17 protein-coding genes are annotated in these 19,214 nt (G+C 62.9%); 12 read left to right on the plus strand and 5 right to left on the minus strand.

Annotated elements, in window-relative coordinates; all coding sequences use genetic code 11:
• Positions 1–9: 9 nt before the first annotated feature.
• On the plus strand, positions 10–762 hold the full coding sequence (locus K1X71_09340; GenBank protein ID MBX7073337.1) for an SDR family oxidoreductase: 753 nt from the start codon (positions 10–12) through the stop codon (positions 760–762).
• On the opposite strand, the gene K1X71_09345 is transcribed toward K1X71_09340, so the two are convergent.
• The gene (locus tag K1X71_09345) at positions 759–1,568 is read right to left on the minus strand and encodes a class I SAM-dependent methyltransferase (GenBank protein MBX7073338.1); all 810 of its coding nucleotides are present in this window, start codon (positions 1,566–1,568) and stop codon (positions 759–761) included. The two genes, K1X71_09340 and K1X71_09345, sit on opposite strands and share 4 nt — an antisense overlap.
• A gap of 157 nt (positions 1,569–1,725) precedes the next feature.
• Positions 1,726–2,598, minus strand: a complete 873-nt coding sequence (locus K1X71_09350) for a choice-of-anchor L domain-containing protein (GenBank protein MBX7073339.1) — start codon at positions 2,596–2,598, stop codon at positions 1,726–1,728.
• A gap of 495 nt (positions 2,599–3,093) precedes the next feature.
• On the opposite strand from K1X71_09350, the gene K1X71_09355 reads away from it, so the two are divergent.
• The 6 genes from K1X71_09355 (at position 3,094) to K1X71_09380 (ending at position 10,154) form a co-directional block, all read left to right on the plus strand.
• Positions 3,094–3,408 (plus strand): multidrug efflux SMR transporter, encoded by a 315-nt coding sequence (locus K1X71_09355; protein ID MBX7073340.1) that lies wholly within the window; start codon positions 3,094–3,096, stop codon positions 3,406–3,408.
• Between the two features lie 205 nt (positions 3,409–3,613).
• A complete protein-coding gene (locus K1X71_09360) occupies positions 3,614–5,692 on the plus strand; it encodes a sulfatase (protein MBX7073341.1) in 2,079 nt (692 codons plus the stop codon).
• A 475-nt stretch (positions 5,693–6,167) separates the two neighbouring features.
• Entirely contained in the window at positions 6,168–6,326 is a 159-nt protein-coding gene (locus K1X71_09365; GenBank protein ID MBX7073342.1) for a hypothetical protein, read from the plus strand.
• Positions 6,327–6,354: 28 nt separating this feature from the next.
• Complete coding sequence (locus K1X71_09370) at positions 6,355–8,202, plus strand: alkaline phosphatase family protein (GenBank protein MBX7073343.1); 1,848 nt, start codon at positions 6,355–6,357, stop codon at positions 8,200–8,202.
• A complete protein-coding gene (locus tag K1X71_09375) occupies positions 8,199–8,738 on the plus strand; it encodes a hypothetical protein (GenBank protein ID MBX7073344.1) in 540 nt (179 codons plus the stop codon). Before K1X71_09370 ends, K1X71_09375 begins: the two co-directional genes overlap by 4 nt.
• A 150-nt stretch (positions 8,739–8,888) precedes the next feature.
• A complete protein-coding gene (locus tag K1X71_09380; protein MBX7073345.1) occupies positions 8,889–10,154 on the plus strand; it encodes a PQQ-dependent sugar dehydrogenase in 1,266 nt (421 codons plus the stop codon).
• Positions 10,155–10,172: 18 nt separating this feature from the next.
• Here K1X71_09380 and K1X71_09385 read toward each other — a convergent pair whose 3' ends face one another.
• The gene (locus K1X71_09385) at positions 10,173–11,525 is read right to left on the minus strand and encodes a glycoside hydrolase (GenBank protein ID MBX7073346.1); all 1,353 of its coding nucleotides are present in this window, start codon (positions 11,523–11,525) and stop codon (positions 10,173–10,175) included.
• A gap of 134 nt (positions 11,526–11,659) precedes the next feature.
• Between K1X71_09385 and K1X71_09390 the strand changes: the two genes are divergently transcribed.
• A complete protein-coding gene (locus K1X71_09390; GenBank protein MBX7073347.1) occupies positions 11,660–12,355 on the plus strand; it encodes a DUF1080 domain-containing protein in 696 nt (231 codons plus the stop codon).
• Here the strand turns inward: K1X71_09390 and K1X71_09395 are convergent.
• Positions 12,318–13,064 (minus strand): transglutaminase-like domain-containing protein, encoded by a 747-nt coding sequence (locus tag K1X71_09395; protein MBX7073348.1) that lies wholly within the window; start codon positions 13,062–13,064, stop codon positions 12,318–12,320. The two genes, K1X71_09390 and K1X71_09395, sit on opposite strands and share 38 nt — an antisense overlap.
• Before the next feature lie 172 nt (positions 13,065–13,236).
• On the opposite strand from K1X71_09395, the gene K1X71_09400 reads away from it, so the two are divergent.
• The 4 genes from K1X71_09400 (at position 13,237) to K1X71_09415 (ending at position 17,086) form a co-directional block, all read left to right on the plus strand.
• The gene (locus K1X71_09400; protein ID MBX7073349.1) at positions 13,237–14,304 is read left to right on the plus strand and encodes a Ysc84 actin-binding domain protein; all 1,068 of its coding nucleotides are present in this window, start codon (positions 13,237–13,239) and stop codon (positions 14,302–14,304) included.
• A 200-nt stretch (positions 14,305–14,504) separates the two neighbouring features.
• Positions 14,505–16,250 (plus strand): amidohydrolase family protein, encoded by a 1,746-nt coding sequence (locus K1X71_09405; protein MBX7073350.1) that lies wholly within the window; start codon positions 14,505–14,507, stop codon positions 16,248–16,250.
• 5 nt (positions 16,251–16,255) lie between these two features.
• Positions 16,256–16,579 (plus strand): hypothetical protein, encoded by a 324-nt coding sequence (locus K1X71_09410; protein ID MBX7073351.1) that lies wholly within the window; start codon positions 16,256–16,258, stop codon positions 16,577–16,579.
• Positions 16,580–16,738: 159 nt separating this feature from the next.
• Positions 16,739–17,086, plus strand: a complete 348-nt coding sequence (locus K1X71_09415; GenBank protein ID MBX7073352.1) for a (2Fe-2S)-binding protein — start codon at positions 16,739–16,741, stop codon at positions 17,084–17,086.
• 131 nt (positions 17,087–17,217) lie between these two features.
• Here K1X71_09415 and K1X71_09420 read toward each other — a convergent pair whose 3' ends face one another.
• Complete coding sequence (locus K1X71_09420; protein MBX7073353.1) at positions 17,218–19,104, minus strand: DEAD/DEAH box helicase; 1,887 nt, start codon at positions 19,102–19,104, stop codon at positions 17,218–17,220.
• Between the last annotated feature and the right edge of the window lie 110 nt (positions 19,105–19,214).

A 19,214-nucleotide genomic window follows, 5' to 3' on the forward strand; every position in this document is an offset into this window, starting at 1 on the left:
CTATTTGGCATGACGGGCCAGGTAGCCGTGGTCATTGGCGGCACCGGCGTATTGTGCGGCGCGCTGGCGCGGGGCCTGTCGCGCGCGGGCGCCAAGGTGGTGGTGGCGGGGCGCGACGCCGAGCGCGGCGCCGCTTGCGTGGCCGAGATGCGGGCCCTCTCGGCGCCGTGCTGCTATCTGCCGGTCGACGTGCTGCGGCGCGAGTCGATGCAAGAATTATTGGATCGCACGCTACGCGAATATGGCCAGGTCGACATGCTCGTCAACGGCGCCGGGGTCAACTCGGCCAGCGCGTATTTCGACACGACTGACGAAGACTTTGCGCGGGTACTCGACAGCAACTTGCGGGCGGTGCATTGGGGCTGCCAGATCTTTGGGCGCCACATGGCCAGCCAACCGCAAGGGGGCTCGATTTTGAACATTGGCAGCGTGACGGCCGACCGGCCGCTGTCGCGCGTCTTCGCCTACTCGGCGTCGAAGGCGGCGGTGATCAACCTGACGCAAAACGTCGCCCGCGAACTGGCCCCGCAGAAGGTGCGCGTCAACGCGCTTTGCCCGGGCTTCTTTCCGGCCGAGCAGAACCGCAAGATTCTCGACGCCGAGCGGACCGCCGGGATCATGGCGGGCACGCCAATGAAGCGCTATGGCGAGCCCGACGAATTGATCGGCGCGGCGCTCTTGTTGTTGTCGCGGCGGGCGGGCAGTTTTATCACCGGCGCCAGCTACTACGTGGATGGCGGTTTCACCGCGATGCGGTTTTAGGTCACGGACCGCGGCGCCGGCGGCTTCGTGCCGGCGGCCAGCACGTAGTATTGAATGTCGGCGGCCAGTTCGTAGGCTGGCCCCATCAGGTTTTGCAACTCGTCGCGCGATATCTTGCCATGCACGAATCGGTCGTGCATCACTTGCGCGACGGCTAGAAAGTGGGCGCGCCACGCCTGATCGGTCACGTCGATCACGCGTGGATTGTCGAAACCCGCCTCGGCCAGCGCGCCGCGATAGGCCGCTGGATCGCGAAGGTAGTTCTGCTCGTGATGATAGGGGCGCCGCCGCGCCGATTCGACCGACACCAGCACATCGGAAAGGATGAGCATGCCGCCGGGCTTGAGCACGCGCAGCGCTTCTTTCAAAAACTGCTGGCGGGTATGGAAGTGAAACGCCGCCTCGACGCAGATCACCGTATTGAACGAAGCGTCTGCAAACTCCAACTGCACGGCATCCATCAAGCGGAAGTCGACGCCGGGCGCTCGCGTGCGCGCGGTGTCTAGCTGCTTTTCCGAAATGTTGATGCCGGTCACCCGATGGGCCGGGTAGTGGTTCAACAGGTGGCGTGTCGTCTCGCCCTTGCCGCAGGCGACATCGAGAATCGAACCTTGCTTATCCGGGAGTAGCGCGAGCAACCGCTCCATGAGATTGCGGCAGGCCTGCAAACGCGTGTCGCCGGCCGACTCGGTGTAGCCGAAATTGGCCCATTCCGTGCCGTCGTACAGTTCCAAGAACGCCGGGTTGTACATTCGCGCGTCGTACCATCGGTTGATGGGATTGGCGAGAATCTGCTGGCGGTCCATTGGATTACCTGCCCTTGTGCTGTGCCTGACCTGGGGAATCCCGGCGCGGCGCTGCCAGTATTTTCGACTACCGCACTGCGGATTGCGATAGCCGTGCGAACGCCCCTACGGGTGAAAAGTCGTTCATTCGCTCCGTGCAGGAATCGGCTTCTTGCCGCTACACACGCCGCCTGCGCAGTAGATACAGCGCGCCCAATGGCAGCGCGGCAAGAGCCAATACGAATGTCTGCGGCTCTGGGACGCCGCAAATAAAGACGCCCGAGTCCATATAGCCGTCCTTGTTGTCGGCGATGATGAACGAGAGGGTGTTATTCTTGCTGCCTGGCGCCACCTTGGCGGTGATCTCCAGAATCGGATTGCCCCCCGGCGCAAGCACCCACGACATGGCGGTGCCGGGGTTGTTCACGCTGGACGACGGCAGCAGGTCGGGGTGGTGCATTTCCATAGGCTTGCCATCGACGAGCGCGATGTTGGTTCCGTTGAGAAACGCGGCGAAGACGTCGTTGAAGAAATAGTCGTTCGCCGGCAGCGGCGCTTGATCGGTGCCGAACACCAACTTGAAGCTGATCGTGTCGGCGTTGCCGACCATGTCGAAGGTGAGATCGAGCTTGGTGAAGTCGTGAAACGAATAGCCGCCCCAGCCAAACGGTGTGGCGATGGGGTCAAGCAAAGAATCGTAGGCGAAGGTGCCCGTCTTGTAGTTGACGCTCAATACCTTGCTATCGGGACCGGTGCCGAAGTCGGCGGCGTTGCCGGTGGTGAGCACGATGCCGTCGCAGTCCAGGCCGTAGGTGTCGGGCGCGGGGCCGGTCGTCTTGAATACGCCGCTGCTGGCCAATCCCAAACCGGGTATTTGCTGCACTTCGGCGAGATTCGACGAGGTGATGACGGCGCCCGGACCCAGTCCGAGCGCGGCGCCAAGCTGATTGGCGTCGACATTGTTGGTGACCACGATCGCCCCTTGCGCCGAAGTGTGCGCAATGGCGGCGATCAGCGCGCAGCCTATCCAAACGGTCAATCGATGTTGCACGTGCCTTGCCTGTGTTCCGTGAGCCAGCCAACCTGTCGTCGCGGCGGCAATTCAACCAAGCGAACGAGAATCTCGGCGCATGCGCAGCAGCGCAGGCGGAAAATGCGGATGAGAAATTGACGTCCGAGACCGCGATCGCTTCGACGAGTTTTGCCGAACGGGACGCGTGGCTTGGCTACATTAGCGGTCTCAAATCGGTTCCGAGAGCGATGAACTTCGCTCTGACAATATACCCGTATAGTTACCCGAATTTGCCGCGTCAATCGGGGGGGATGGTAATTTGCCACGCTCGCGAGGGCGGCGACCGCCTATGCGGGTTTTGCCGCCCAACGGCAGCGCATGCGATGCGTCGCCAGCGGGGGGTGGCTACTGCCGAAATGCGTCTGTTCGGTACAATTACCCCTAGAAATTTATCGTACTGGCCACTTCTGGCCCCGGACGAGACGCGCCGTACCCGGTCACGAAAGACGACGCCTGAAACAGGGAGTCGTTGTCATGGCGTGGCTGCTGCTGATTGTGGCGGGCATTCTGGAAGCGGGCTGGGCGATTGGACTGAAGTACACCGAAGGCTTCACGCGTCCGCTGGCCACGATTCTGACCGTCGTGGCGATCTTCGCCAGCATGCTTTTGCTCGGTCTTGCCGCCAAGTCGCTGCCCATCGGCACTGCCTACGCCGTGTGGGTCGGCATTGGCACGGCCGGCACGATTTTGCTCGGCATCTTGCTGTTGGGCGAGCCAGCCACACCGGGCCGGCTGTTCTTTCTGGGCCTGCTCCTGGTCGCGATTGTCGGTTTGAAGGTCACGGCGTGACTTTGAGACGACTTCCGCGGCGCGGCCCGATGAGCAGGCGATGGAGGTGCGTCGTTTTCAACATAGCCGTCGAGACAACTTATGCGTCGCGCGAAACCATTGCGCTACTTGCGCGGTTTAATTCGTAGGACTGTCGTGCGCCGCGGAGCCGCGCGACTTGCCCCCAAGTGGTGGGGGCTTCGCGCGGACTGCACCCGAGTTGGCAATGACCGAAAGCTCGACATCCCCTCTCGCCGCGCCTGATCGGCAACGACTATTCGGCAATCGACGAGCGCTGGTAGTAGCCGGCACGCTCCTGTTGCTCTTGGTTGGGGGCTGGTTGGCTCATGGCCGGAACCCACTAGAAGCGGTCATTGGCGCGCCTGGCATCGGCGCGTTGGCCGCAGTGGTGATCGTGTTGGTCGCGCCATGGTTTGCGCCGCGCGGCTGTAGCACGATGTCTTGGCGCGAGCTGGTTGTTTGGGCGGTCGCGTTCGGGATCGGCGCGTCGCTCGCGCAGAATCTGCTCCGCGTGGCTGGGTATTTTCTCTGGTTTCGGCCGCTGCCAGTCAGCTTTACGGATTACTTTGTCACACTTCCCAGCGTCATGTGGTGGCTGACGCCGCTGGGCGAAGTGGCAATGTTCCTAGCGCTGGCGCTATGGGTGAAGCTTGCCGGGCGGGCGTTGTCTGGCATCGATCAGCGGGCCCTGGCTCTGGCGCTATTCGCCTTTGTGGCGGTCCTGGACACAGTGGGCTATGTGCTTGGCGATCGGCTGTATCCGATTTCGCTGGTGATCGTGTCTCTGGGAGTCGCCACGATGATCAGCCGACGCTGGCAACGACTGCCGGCGCGTGTGCCAATACGGATCGCGATTGGCGCGACGGCGATTTGCTTGTTGCTGGCGATTGGCGGTCGCTGGGCGTCACGGCCCGCACCGCCTCCCGACAACCCCCCGCTTGGCCCACCGAATGGCAATGCGCGTCCCAATATCGTGCTCGTCACGCTCGACACGGTGCGCAAACACAATCTGAGCCTCTACGGCTATCACCGCGATACTTCGCCGGCGCTGGCGCGACTGGCCGCGCGCGGCGTGACCTTTCGACAGGCGTATGCTCCTTGTTCGTGGACCTTGCCCACGCATGCCTCGCTCTTTACAGGCGAAATGCCGCACACGCATGGCGCCACGATCTTCGACCCCTTGCCAGAGAGCGCATGGACGCTGGCCGAGGCGCTGCGCGAAGCCGGTTATGCGACCGGCGCCTTTGTGGGCAACTGCAGCTACTGTAGCGCGCGAACGGGGCTTGGACAGGGCTTTGCGCGCTACGAGGACTTGCCGATCACGCGGCGCACCCTCTTAAAGACGAGTTACGTGGGAGGGGCTCTCTGTGCGGTGTTGCTCAATCAGCAGAGCTACGATCCGCGGATGTCGGCCGCCGAGGTGAACGCTCGGTTCCTGCATTGGCAACGGCAGCAGACTGGTCGGCCGTTCTTTGCCTTCGTCAATTACTATGACGCCCATTTTCCGTACTATGTGCCCGATCCGCGATTCGACCGCTATACCACATTGAAAGACCCGCAGGCGCGCTGGGACATGCTCTGGCGCTGGGTCGCACAACTGCCCGACTGGCGGCCGACGCAGCCAGACGAGATCGAGTACGCGATCGGCGCCTACGATGGCATTGTGCGATACGTCGACCATCAGCTTGGCGCCATGCTGGATGAGCTGCAACAGCGCGGCGCGCTGGACAACACGATCGTGGTGGTCACCAACGATCATGGCGAGCATTTTGGCGAACGCGGCCATTGGTTGCACGGCGCCACGCTCTATCGGCCGGTGATCGAAGCGCCGCTCGTCATCTCGTATCCGGCCAAGGCGCCAGCGGGCCGAATGCTGGAGCGGCCGGTGTCGCTGGCTGATGTGCCCGCCACCATTCTCGACCTGGCCGGAATTACTCCGTCGCGACCGCTGCCGGGCGTGAGTTGGGCCCTCGGCTGGAGCGATGAAGCACCTCAACCGGTCTTTGCCGAAGTATTGTCGGCCGATCGCAACTTCGCGCATTTGAAGTCGGTGATCGCGGATGGCTATCACTACATTCAGGCCGACGACGGAGCGCCTGACGAGCTATATCGGTTGGAGGACGGATTTGCCGAGGCGACCAATCTGGCCGAGACGCCCGCCGGGCGTAGGCTGCTGCCGCGGTTTCGCGCGCTGGTGAGCGCGGAATTCACCGCGCAACCGCAGACTGCCCAGCGCAGGAGGGGGGCAGTCTGGCCATTGGTCTGGGGCGCTTGTTGCCGCTGAGCGCGCGCCGATTTTATTTCATCGCGCGAAACCAATCGACGACTGCGGTGTTGCGCTGCCTGATGAGGTCTGAGCCTCGCGCGATTGCCAGTCGGAATCCCACTAGCGAGGGGGCGCAGAGCAAGATTCTCGATGAAATAAAAATCACGCGAAACTCAACTGCCGCCTGATCGGTTATAAGCAGTAACGAGGCGAAGCATGAAGCGACGTTCGCGTCGCGCCAGCTAGCGCCTCGTTCGATTTTTGGGTGACGACACGGCGCGCACACCACCGCCAGCTTGCCGGCGGAATGGTTACCTCAAAATGCGTGACGGGGGTCATGAGCATTTCTGTGCAATCGATCGTCTTGCCAGTCAACGATCGGTGTCGCTGCCCTACGAAGTCGTGATTTGACAGGCGGCGCACCGCGACGAGCGTGCGTGCGCCAATGCGTAGGGAATGCGTTGCATCTGGGGCGGTGTGAGGAGTTTCGTTCGTGGAAAGCTTGGTGCTGTTTTCGTACATCGGCCCGGATACGGTTCTCCCCTTAGGCTCCATGTTGACCGCCGCGACCGGACTGGCGCTGGTCTTTTGGCGACAACCGATGGCCGTGTGCAAGCGGCTATTCGCCTTGGCGAAACGCGGCGAGAAATGAGCGCCGTCATGCGCGGGCCGAGCGGCTGATGTCGCCAATTCGCAAGGTCATCGCGATCGGGCTCGACGGCTTGGCGTTTCAAATTGTTGAGCCGCTGTTGCAATCTGGTGGGTTGCCGCACCTTGCCCGACTGCGCGACTTGGGGGGCTATGCGCGCCTGGCCACGACGCTGCCGGCGCAAACGCCGGTCGCATGGTCGACCTTCGCCACCGGGGTGAACCCCGGCGCGCATGGCATCTTCGATTTTGTGGGCCGCGATCCGCGCGCCTACCGCGTGGAACTGGCGCTCAATCGCTACCAGCAGACCAGTCGGTTGTCCCCCCCCAAGGTGGTTAATCTGCGCCGCGCCGCGCCATTTTGGGATAATCTCTCGGCGGCCGGCATCCCTTCCATCGTGCTCCGCTGTCCGTGCAGCTACCCGCCCGATGCGCTGCGCGGCCGACAATTGGCCGGCATGGGCGTGCCCGACCTGCGCGGCGGCTTTGGCACGGCGACATTCTTCACCACGGCCGCGGATTGTCTGGCCGGCGAAAGCGAACTGGTTCAACACGTCGTCATCGACGGTGTCGGCGGCATTGAAACGACGATCCGCGGCCCGCGACAGGCGCGCGGCGACCTGGAGTGCCGATTGTCGATTCGCGTTGACCGCGCGGCGCGCCGGGCTACGGTGCAGTCCGACGGCGACAGCGCGCCAGTCACCGTGCGCGAGGGGGAGTGGAGCGACTGGCTGCGTCTGCGTTTCAAAACGGGCCTGCTTTCGTCCGTGCGCGGCATGGCGCGATTTTACTTGTCGCGTATAGAACCGCAGTTCGAGCTTTATGCGTCGCCGATCAACTTCGAACCCGCCGCGCCGTTGTTCCCGATCAGTTCGCCGCCGTCGTACGCGGGCGAACTGGCCGACGCGATTGGCCCCTACTACACCACCGGCATGGTCGAGGACCACAACGGACTATCGAACGGCCGCCTTGACGAGGCTGCGTTTCTCGATCAGTGCCATCAGGCGCTGGCTGAGCGCGAGCGGATGATGCTGCACGAATTGGCGCGGCACGACGAGGGATTGTTTTTCATCCTGTTCGACACGCCCGATCGCTTGCAGCACATGTTTTGGCGCTATCGCGATACGGATCACCCCGCCAATCGAGGCCGAGACCGCGGCGACTTTGCCCAGGTGATCGAAGAACACTATATGGCCTGCGACGAGATCGTGGGTCGCGCGCTCGCGCACGCCGACGACCAGACATTGGTGATCGTGCTCAGCGATCACGGATTTGGCGGTTTTCGACGTGGGTTCAACATCAACACCTGGTTGCGCGAGCAAGGGCTGTTGGCCTTGAAGTGTGGCCACGCGCCGGAGGAATGCACGGCCGACGGACTCGACGCGATCGATTGGCGACAGACGCGCGCGTATTCCATTGGCTTGTCGGGCATCTACCTCAATTTGGCCGGCCGCGAAGGGCAAGGCACGGTCACGGCCGACGAGGCGCCACGACTGGCGTCTGAAATTTGTCAGCGTCTGACTGGCCTTGCCGATCCCGCGACGGGCGAGATTGGCGTTCGCGTGGCGGTTCCGCGCGGTCAGGCGTATCACGGCGCTTACGTCGGCGAAGCGCCCGATGTGCTGCTCAAGTACGCCGGGGGCTATCGATCGTCATGGGCGACGGCGCTGGGGGGGCTTGGCGCCACCAGTTGGGAAGACAACACCCGGCTTTGGAGCGGAGATCACATTGTCGATCCCGAGCTTGTGCCCGGTGTGCTGTTCATGAATCGCCCCTTCGACACATCGGCCGCCAGCATGATCGACATGGCGCCGACGATTCTGGCCGCTCTGGGACCGGGCAAGACGGCGGCGATGGAAGGGCGGTCACTGCTGCTATGAAGTTGATCCTAGTCGTGTTCGAGGGGAAAACTGCCGCGGAGTTATTGCGCGACGAGCGGCCGGAAACGATCGACTATTTGATGTCGGTCGGCGCCTACGGCCGCGTGGCCTGGGATGCGCGCTGCGATGTCGAGTTGGCGGAACTCGAAGCGATGATCGACCGGCTGGCCGGAACCACGATCCGGCTGGCGCACGGCAGCGCAGCGGCCAGTGAGATCGACCAAACCCTTGGCTCGCTGCTCGAATCGCAGACGGATGAAGTCGCCCTACTGCTGCTGGCAATTCCCAAGGACGCGGCGGCAGTCGGCGACGATGCATATTTCATCCTGGCGGCCGCCAATTCTCCGCTTGCGGGAGAGTTGGAAAGCATTGCGTGGCAAGACTTGCCGCCGACACTTCTCGCACTTGGGGAGCATCCGATTCCCCCTTCGCTGGCGGGTCGGCCGTTGGCGGCCCCCCTTTCGGCCGAAGAGATGGCGGCGCAGGCCGATGAGCTAGCTCGCGAGCGGCTGCGCGGCCTGGGCTACATAGAATAGCCAGCGATGGGCCGTGATCCGCCGTGCGAACCGATTTCGCCGCGACTGCGCCGGTGGGTTCATTTTGGCCGCGATTGCCCTTAGACTTCGTCTACCAAGAATCGCCAGCGTTCGGTTGGCGCCTGCCAAAACTCGCCCCCAGAGGCACACATGCCGCGAACAGCTTATGCAATCTCCATGGTGTTAGTTTGCTTGTTGGCCGCGATTTGCCTGCCGGCCTGCGGCCGTGCGGACGAAATCGACACCAGTCCCTTGCCGCTCGATATCGTGGTGGCGTTTCCCGACCTTCAATGGGCTGGCTGGACTCCTGAGCCCGAGAGCGGCCTGCCGGTGGCGCTGCGGCCCATCTTGGTCACGCATGCGGGGGACGGCAGCAACCGCGTCTTTGTGCCGACACAACATGGCATCGTGCATGTGCTGGCCAGCCCCGATGCGCCGCGTGAGACAGGGGTGTTTTTGGACATCACCGATCGGGTGTCGTACGACGACAAGACGAACGAAGAAGGCTTTTTGGGACTGGCCTTTCATCCGCGCTATCAAGAGACGGGGGAGTTCTACGTCTACTACACCAACCGGCACGCGCCGCATCAAAACGTGGTGGCGCGCTATCGGGTAAGCAAAGACGATCCGAATCGCGCAGACCGCGACTCGGAGGAGATCTTGATGACCTTCGACAAGCCGTTCTGGAATCATGACGGCGGCACCATTTGCTTTGGACCCGACGGGCATTTGTATATCGCCATCGGCGATGGAGGCGCTGCCAACGATCCGTTTGGCAATGGGCAAAAGCTGTCCACGCCGCTCGGCAAGATCTTGCGAATCGACATTGACGGTCGCGACCCCGGATTGGCCTACGCCATCCCCAAAGACAATCCCTTTGTGGATCAAAAGCAAGCGCGCCCCGAGATTTGGGCCTATGGCCTGCGCAACGTGTGGCGCATGGCTTTTGACCCGGTCACCGGTTTGTTATGGGCCGCCGACGTGGGGCAAGACACCTGGGAAGAGATCGATCTGATCACGCGCGGCGGCAACTATGGCTGGAACATCCGCGAAGGGATGCACCCCTTTCCCAAGGCCAAAGGCAAGGCGCGCGGCAAGCTGATCGACCCCATCTGGGAGTATCATCACGACGTGGGCAAATCGATCACGGGCGGTCATGTGTATCGCGGCAAGCAGATACCCGAATTGGAAGGCTACTATCTCTATGCCGACTACATCGCTGGCCGGATATGGGCGCTCAAGTACGATCCGGCCACGCGGCGCGTGGTCGCCAATCGGCCGATTCCCTGGCCGCCGGCGCTGCCGATCTTGTCTTTTGGAGAAGACGAGCAGGGCGAAACGTACTTCACCACGCATACGTTGACGGGCGAAGGGGTGTTGCGTTTCGCCCCCAGCAAGCGCACCGCGAACAAGTAGCGCTTGCCCAGCGCGCGACTAATAAACAAGCTCGCGAAACTTGCGCACGCGGTGCAGGCTGACTAGGTTGCCGTCGTGCGCGCTGTGCGCCCGCTGGTCGCCCGAGCGGCTGACAATCACCAGATCGTCGCCATCGATCGCCATGCTGGCGTAGTGCCGCGCTTGCCGCGGCGTTTTGCCGGTCGCCACCAGTCCGGCAAAGCACCAGTCGATCATGTTGCGCGAAAAGTGAAGCTGCAATCGGTGCCGCTCGTTGTTCGGCAGGTTGAAGCGATCGGCGCCGAGTCGGTCGGGCCGCGTCATCGAATCGGTCGCCTGCGAACTAAGCAGCCAATAGAGCCGAGTCGGCTCGTCGTACAGCACATGAAATCGCATCTGCCCGCCGGGGCACGGCACAAACAGCGCCTTGCGACCCGAAGGGACCGTTTGCAGGCTGGTCGTCATCTGCCCATCGGGGGCTTCGGTCACTTTGGTGATGGCGGCGTAGCCCGTGCCGCCGGTGTGGGCCCGCATCCACAGATGAAAAGTACGACCGTCCGGATCGTGCCAGAGATGATCGGGGTCGACGAACTCCACGACGTTCGCCTCCAACCATCCCAGCGGGGCGCAGTGGCGCTGGGGCGCGGGGGTGGAACCGGCCGGCAGCGGCGCCGGAAAGAACGGCACGCCAAAATAGTCGAACGGCGGCTTGCCATCGACATGCGGCGCCGCCTCGCCAAACGGCAACTCGCTGGCAAACGTCCAGTTGGCGCGCTGCGTCAGGTCGGCGTCCGCGCGGCCGCGCATCAACACCGGCGCCAGTTCGCCCACGTACCAGCCGCGGATGTTGTCGCTCACGCGCCGCTCCATCACCAGATACACGCAATCGCGAGCGTAATGGACGTTGGCCGCCGATTGATGCCACTTCTGCCCGCTGGTCAAAAAGACGGGCTCGCTCCAGGTCTGCCCCTGATCGTCGGAACGAAGCACAAACAAATCGGTGGTGTGGCCAATCACATACACCGCATTGCCGGCCACGAACGGCCGCGCGTGCATGCCCGCGAACTGGGCGCGAGGGGCCCACGTTTTGCCGCCGTCGTCGCTGGTCATGATGTGCCCTTGCCAGGCGCCTCCCTCGGTGCAGCGATCGCTCTTGGGGCCGGGCAGGTTGGCAGCGCCTTTGCCGCCGAGATCGAACGTCACCACCAACCGCCCCGAAGCGAGGCGGCAGATGCCGGGGGTGTAGCAAAACACATCCTTGGGGCTGGGTGACTCGAAGACGGTGACATACTGATCCGCCAATGGCCGAATGGGTTGACCAACCGGCTCGTCGGCCCGCGCCGACTGCGACAGACACAACAGAAGATAGAGCGACCATGCGCGGGGCTGCATGCGTATCGTTCTCCAGCAGGAAGCAAGCGGATCAAAGCCTGAGCATAGTCGCTTGGCGCGGCGGATTCGACTAACATAGCGCGCAGCAATTTGCCCAACACGACATGCAACTCGCCAAGCTAGAAAGAACACCGATGATCTCTATTCGTCCTTTTGCGCTATGTGTCGGACTCGCGCTAGTTGGCTTTAGCGCCGCGCTTGCCGCGGACAATGAGTTGACCGCGGAAGAAAAGGCCGCCGGCTGGAAGTTGCTCTTCAACGGCAAGGACCATGAGGGCTGGATCTGCAACACGCAAAAACCGATCGCCACGCCGGTCGAAGATGGCTGCCTGGTGCCGTTCAAGTCGGGGGGCTACATCATCATGTACGACAAGCAGAAGTTCGGCGACTTCACCTTGAAGTGCGACGTCAAGATGGGGGACGACCAGTGCAACTCGGGCATCTTCTATCGCGTGGGCGCGCCGCGCAACCCGGTCTATAGCGGGTTTGAGGCTCAGGTGGAGAACAGCAAAGAGCCGGGGCTGCACTCGTTTGGCGCGATCTACGATCTTGTCGCGCCGACCCAGCAAACCCACAAGGGGCCCGGCGAGTGGAACCATGTGGAGCTCACCTGCAAGGGCCCCCTGATGAGCGTGAAGGTGAATGGCGAGGAAATCACCACAATGAACTGCGACGATTTCCCCGAGCGTGGCAAGCGGCCCGATGGATCACGTCACAAGTTCTTCTCCGCCATTAAGGAGATGCCGCGCGAAGGGTACATCGGCTTTCAGGACCACGGCCATCCGGTGTACTTCAAGAACGTGAAGATTTTGGAGTTGAAGCCCCAGTAGCAGCCTCGGCGCCATTGGCGTCCTGGGCCTCGGCGGCCACCTCGGCCTCAAAATCGCCTTCCAATCGCGGCGCCGCGTCCCCCGCGCTTTTGAACATCTGGAGCACGGGATAGGCCTCGTGGAACTTGGCGATGATCGCGTCGTATGGCAGGTCGGCCATGGCGCCGTAGTCGTGCAGATACTCCATGTGTCGGCGGCCGTCGAGATCGTAGGGATGATAGAGCGAATCGGTGCGGCCATCCCAATCGAGCGGCTTGAGCCGCGCCTTGGCGCACAGACTTTCGTTGAACGCCACCGTCGCCTTGACCCAGCGACCGTCGAGCCAAAACTCGTTGTAGCCGTGGTAGTAAAAGACGTCGGTCCCCATCATCTCGGTCAGGCGTCGCGTGGAGAGGTGATTGCGCACATTGGCGTAGCCCAGTCGGCACGGAATGCCAACCGCGCGAGCGGTCGCCGCCAAGAGGCACGACTTGGTGACGCACCAACCGCGCCCCTGCGCCAGCGTGTTGCTGGCGCGAAAGCTGTCGCGGTCGAGCGCAATGCCGTAGGCGGTGTAACGAACGCCGTCGCGAATGGCATAAAACAGCCGTAGCGCGCGCTCGGTGTCGCCCCCTTCGCCTGCGGTCCGCCGCGCAAAATCGACAATCGCCGGATGGTCGGAGTCGACAAACCAGGTGGGCCGCAGGTATTCGCCGTGGGTCACGTTCATGCGCCGCTTTCGATGATTGAGGTTGCAATCTGCTGGCAAGGCTCAAGCGTAACACCCCCTTTGGGGCGCCGGCCAGCGGGGGGGGGTGCCCAAACTGACCTAGACGCCGCCGGCCACCGCAGTTTAGGCTCTTTGCCTCAACAGGCCAGATTCGCAGAATGGAGTCTTCGATATGCGGCGCGCCACAATCGCAACGTTGTTTCTTGGCGTCTTGATTGCCAGCTCAGCACAATCGGCGATTGGTCAGGCGCCGCAAATCTACACGCAAGAACTGCAAACGGTGGCCACCGCCACCTCGGTGCTGGAGCAGTTCACTTCGTTGCAAATGCAATCGATCCCTCGGCAACTGCTGCGCGAAGCGCAAGGCGTGGTGATTATTCCCAGCGTGGTGAAGGTGGGGTTTGTGATCGCCGGTCGCTTTGGCCGCGGCGTGGCTCTGGTTCGCACCCCCGAGGGCGCCTGGCGGGCGCCAGTGTTTGTCACCTTCACCGGCGGTAGCGTGGGCTGGCAGATTGGCGTGCAGTCGACCGATGTGGTGCTGGTGTTCAAAAACCGGCGCGGCATTGAATCGCTGCTGACCGGCAGCAAGTTCACACTCGGCGCCGACGCCGCCATTGCCGCTGGCCCTGTTGGCCGGCAGGCGTCTACCGGCACCGACATCAAGTTGAACGCGGAGATCTATTCCTATTCGCGCAGCCGTGGGTTGTTTGCCGGCGTGGCGCTGGATGGCTCGGTGCTGCAAGTCGACAACAACGCCAATCTGGCGTTTTATACAGGCGGAGTGGTCCCCGAGTCGGCGGTGCAACTGGCCATGTTGCTGGCCCGCGATACGCAGGCGGCCGGCGCCGTGCCCCAGACACCCGCAACCATCCCCGCGCCCGATGCGGCCCTCTCCACCGCACCAGCGGGGGACAGCGCCAGCCAACGCGCGGCCATGCGGCAGGCGATTGTGGCGTCTGGCGGACGTTTGCACGCCAATCTCGACGCGCAGTGGAAGAGCTTTCTGGCGCTGCCGCGCGAGCTACAGTCGGGCACCGCGCCAGTCCCTGCCAAAGAGGCGGCCGATGTGCTCAAGCGGTACGAGCGCGTGCAAACCGATCCAACGTTTCGGATGATCGCCGACATGCCCGACTTTCAAACCACGCTCGCCTTGCTGCGAACGTATCTAAGCGAGAATGCCCAGCCAGTGGCCTCGCAGCCGGCCGCGACGACGGCGGCCCTGCCAACGCCGCCCAAATAGTGACTTGCGGCCCGGCAATTGCCGGCGCGGGCGTCTCGGCACTGGTTTTCGGCGGCGTCAGGCCCTACGCTAAGGCGTGTCCCTTGGGGGGCGCGCCTTGTGCGCCAACGTCCCCAATTGGGGGATGGCGCACAACAATCCATCTCGCCGCGCGCAGTCGCTGCGTGGCAGTCGAGCGTAGCAACTGAGGTCGCAATCGCATGGTCGCCAATACCAGCACGACGGAACGGCCCGCTCACGACGTCGTGATTCGCAATGGACTCTTCTTTGATGGCGCCGGCAAGCCCGGCCGAGTGGCTGATGTGGCGATTTCCGGCGGCAAGGTGGAACAAGCGTCGCCGCAGATTCCCACCCAGGGGCAGCGCGAGATCGACGCCCGTGGCTGCTGGGTGCTGCCGGGTCTCTTGGACATTCACACGCACTACGACGCCGAGATCGAGGCCCTGCCGGGGCTCGACGAGTCGGTTCGCCACGGCGTGACCACGGTGGTGATGGGCAATTGTTCGCTGTCGGCGGCGGTGGGCAGCAAAAAGGATTTGCTCGATCTGTTTTGCCGCGTGGAGAGCCTGCCGCGCGACGTGCTCTCGAAGTGGATCGGCGACGAGATCCCGTGGCGCAATGTCACCCAGTATTACGAGCATCTCGACACGCTGCCCATCGGCCCCAACGTCAGCAGCTTTGTCGGGCACTCCAGCATTCGCGCGCATGTGATGGGCATGGAGCGCAGTCTGCGCGAGTCGCACGCCACTCGCGACGAGATCGACGGCATGCGGCGGATCGTCAGCGAGGCGATGGACGCCGGCTATCTGGGCCTGTCGATCGACATGCTGCCGTGGCATCGCATGGATGGCGAGCCGTTTGTCGGCATCTCGGTCCCTTCGCAGCATGCTAGCCCCAAGGAGTATGGCCAACTGGCCGATGTGGTGCGCCGCCGCGATCGCGTGTTGCAGGCCACTCCCAACGCGCTCAACAAGCGAACCGTCGCCATCCTGGGGATGCTCTCGACCGGTATTTTCCGCCGGCCGCTACGGACCACGATCGTGGCCGCGATGGACGTGAAGACCAACCGCAAGATCTACAAGATCGCCACCGGCGGCGCCAGTTTTCTGAACACCTTTATGCGGGCGAACATTCGCTGGCAGGCGCTGGCTGAGCCGTTTTTGAACTATTGCGACGGCGTCCATACGCCGCTGCTCGAGGAGTTTCCCACCGGCGTCGAATCGATCAGCGCCACCAGCGCCGAGCGAAAGCAGATGTTCTCCGATCCGGCGTTTCGCAAACGATTCCGCGACGACTGGGAAACGCGCGGCGAGCGCGTCTTTCATCGCGATCTGGACGACATGTGGGTGGTGTCGTCTCCCCTCCCCGGTCAGGCGGGCAAGTCATTTCAAGAACTGGCCGAGGCCGCCGGCGCCGAACCGCTGGATTACTTCATGGACCTGTTGGCCGAGCACGATTCGGCCATTCGCTGGAAGACGGTCGTCACCAACGATCGCGCCGACAAGCGGCAATACATCTTCGCGCATCCGACCACGCTGCCCGGCTTCAACGATTCTGGCGCGCACGCGCGCAACATGGCCTTTCAAGATGGCGGCCTGCAAATGCTCCAGCAGGTGGCGCTCAATCCGGGACTGATGCCAATCGAGCAGGCGATTCACAAACTGACGGGCGCCACCGCCGATTGGCTGGGGCTCGACGCCGGCTCGCTGGCCAACGGCCGCTGGGCCGATGTCGCCATCATCGACCCGGAAAAGCTCAAGACCGGGCTGAGCGAGCCGATCGAACATCACGATGAGCGGTTGGCCGGCGCCATGCGGATGGTCAAGCGCAGCGACGGCGTAGTGCGGCAGGTGCTCGTGGGGGGGCAGATCGCTTTTGAAGAGGGACGCTTTGCCGACGATTTTGGTCAGCGTCGTTACGGCCGCATGCTGCGATCCACGCGGTAGGCAGCATGCGCTGGAAATATTGGATTCGTGAAATCTGCCTCTTGGCCGCGCGGTTGTTGATGGCCGTGGCTGTCGTCTATGCGATGCCCATTTCACATATGCGCTGGGGAAACCCGTATCCCGGCGACGGACAAGGCGGCTTTGGTGTCATACTTGGTATGGCGGTTATAGGCGGATTTGCAGCGCTCGTCTTCGTCGTTGCGGGAACGCACATGCAAACCGTATTGCAGAAACGCGCGTTTTGGGTGACTTTGATCTCAGACTTTCTGTTGCTATTGATCTTTGCCGGCGGCTTGGCCTACCTGGGCGTCACCGCCGAGTACCAATGAACGTGGCGGGTGAGGATTCAGCCATCCTATCCCCCTTTGCTCGCCTAGAACGGTCGCCGCGGCTTCGCTAGAATTTGGGTTTCCGCCCTGCCCGCGGCCCCACGCGGCAGGGGGTGATGTGCTACCCGATTTCCAGCTCGCGAGGCCAAGCAGACCACCATGCCGGTCATCAATTTCGTCAACGACAAGAAGCAGGTTCAAGTGCCCGAGGGCGCCAACCTGCGCCAGGCGGCCATGCAGGCGGGGGTGCAGGTGTACCCCGGCATCCACAAGATCGCCAATTGCCACGGTTTTGGCCACTGCGGCGCGTGCCGCGTACTGATCCTCAAGGGACGCGAAAACGCGAGCCCCATGGGCTGGTGGGAAAAGTTGCGGCTGAAGGTGTCGATGGCCTTCATCGGCCACGAAGACCAGATGCGGCTCTCTTGCCGCACCCGTGTGAACGGCGACATGGACGTGCAAACTCGACCCCCCATGAACTGGGAAGGCGAAAACTTCTTTAGCTAGTGCCTTGGTTGAACCTGAGAATCAGGTTTGACCAGGCACGACCGCCGAACACGAACGTGGTTCGGCGGCAAGCCAATACGTTAGTGCTCTGTCATTGTCGTGGAACCCAAATATCAAGCGTTGACAGAGCGCTAGTCTGCCGACTCGATCGTGCGCCGGCAGTCGGGCAGCGAGTCCAAGAACACTCGGCCATACGGCTTGGTGCGCACGCGCGGGTCTAAGATCACGACGATGCCACGGTCGCTCTTGGTGCGAATCAATCGGCCAAACCCTTGCATCAGCTTGATGGCCGCCTCCGGCAGTTGATACTCCGAAAAGGGGCTGCCGCCGCGAGCGCGGATCGACTCCAGTCGGGCTTCCAAAAGCGGCCGGTCGGGCACGCTGAACGGCAACTTGGTGATGATCACGTTCACCAGCGCGTCGCCCGGCACGTCGACCCCCTGCCAAAAGCTGTCGGTGCCGAACAAGACCGCGCGGCGGCTCTCTTTGAAGCGATCCAACAATTGGGTGCGCGGCAAGTTGTCTCCCTGCGAAAACAGCGCGATGTTTTGCCGCATGAGCCACGGCGCCAGTTCGCTCGCCGCGCGGCGCAATAGCTCGTAACTGGTGAACAGCACGAATGCCCGCCCTTCGGTGCGCTCGACATAGCGCCGAATCATGGCGATTGCCTTGCGCTCGTAGCCCGCAGCGTCGGCCGAGGGGTCTGGCATGCCGTCGAGCAAGATCAACTCGGCCTGCGATGGATAGTCGAAGGGGCTGCCGAGGCGCAGTTCGTTCGTCTGGGTGAGGCCGACGCGTCGCTTGAAGAATTCGAACGACGGCGGCCGCCCCACCGCCAGGGTGGCGCTGGTCATGATGACCGTCGGCACGCGGTTGAAAAGCTGCTCGCGCAGCACCGGCCCCACATCGAGCGGCGCCGCCGATAGCGAAGTGCGCGGGTAGCGCCCGCTGGTGGCCTCGATCCAATACACGCTCTCGTCCGCGTTTTGCTTGAGCCAAGCGCCCACCTCACCGCCCAGTGACGCCAGTCGATCGGAGGCGGCGAGAAAGTCTTGCCGCTGCTCCGCCTCGCCCACCTTGTCGCCGGCGCGTTTGACCATCTGCGCCAGGCGCTCAAGCTGCTCTGGCAGCGCTGTCGAGACGATGCGCTTTTCCTTCACCCGGCCGTTGGACCGGCCATGTTCTTCCAGCCAGCCGCGCGTCAATTCGAAGAACTGATCCGCCTGAAAGCGAACGTTGTCGACTTCTTGTTGCAGATCGACCAGCCGATGATGCACCAACAGGCCGCGCTGCGTCCGGTCGTTGTATAGCTTGTTGAGCGTGAACTGCACCTGGCTCGACGAGACGTTCATGCCCAGGTGATCGCTGGCCACGTGCTCCAGGGTGTGGGCCTCGTCGAAGACCACGATGTCGTAGTCGGGCAGGATGCTGGCGCCCTCGCGCCGCAGCGACAGGTCGCTGAAAAACAGGGCGTGGTTGACGATCAGGATTTGCGCGTGCTGCATGCGGCGCCGCGCCTGGTAGTAAAAGCATTCGGCGTGTGTAGGGCATTGCCGGCCCATGCAATTGCCGTGATCGCTGGCCACTTCGTCCCAGACGCTCGGCAGGGGACGAAATTCGAGATCGGCCAGCGAACCATCGGCGGTGCGTTTGGCCCACTGGCCGATCTCGCGCAGTTCGTTGAATTCGCGCTCGTCGCGAAACATGCCTCCTGCCCGAGCCAATGTGTTTTGCAGCCGTCGCCGGCTGAGGTAGTTGCCGCGTCCCTTGACCAGCACGGCGGTGAACTCCAGCGGTATCACCGCGTTGAGCAGCGGCAAATCCTTGCTGAGCAATTGTTCTTGCAGGCTGATGGTGTGGGTCGAGATGACCGCCCGCAGCGGCCGCTCGCTGTCACTGTCTTGCGCCGTGGCCAGAATGACCGGGACCAGATAGGCGAAGCTCTTGCCGACACCGGTCCCCGCCTCGACCACCAGATGCCGCTGGTCGTGGATTGCCTGGGTCACCGCCTCGGCCATGGCCAGTTGCTGCGGACGCTCTTCATACGCCGACAAGCGGGCGGCAATGCGCCCCGCGGGGCCCAGAATGTCGGCGGCTTTGAGCTTCATATCGTGAGCAAATCGCGTGC

It is taken from the genome of Pirellulales bacterium (assembly GCA_019694455.1).
Lineage (GTDB): Bacteria > Planctomycetota > Planctomycetia > Pirellulales > JAEUIK01 > JAIBBY01.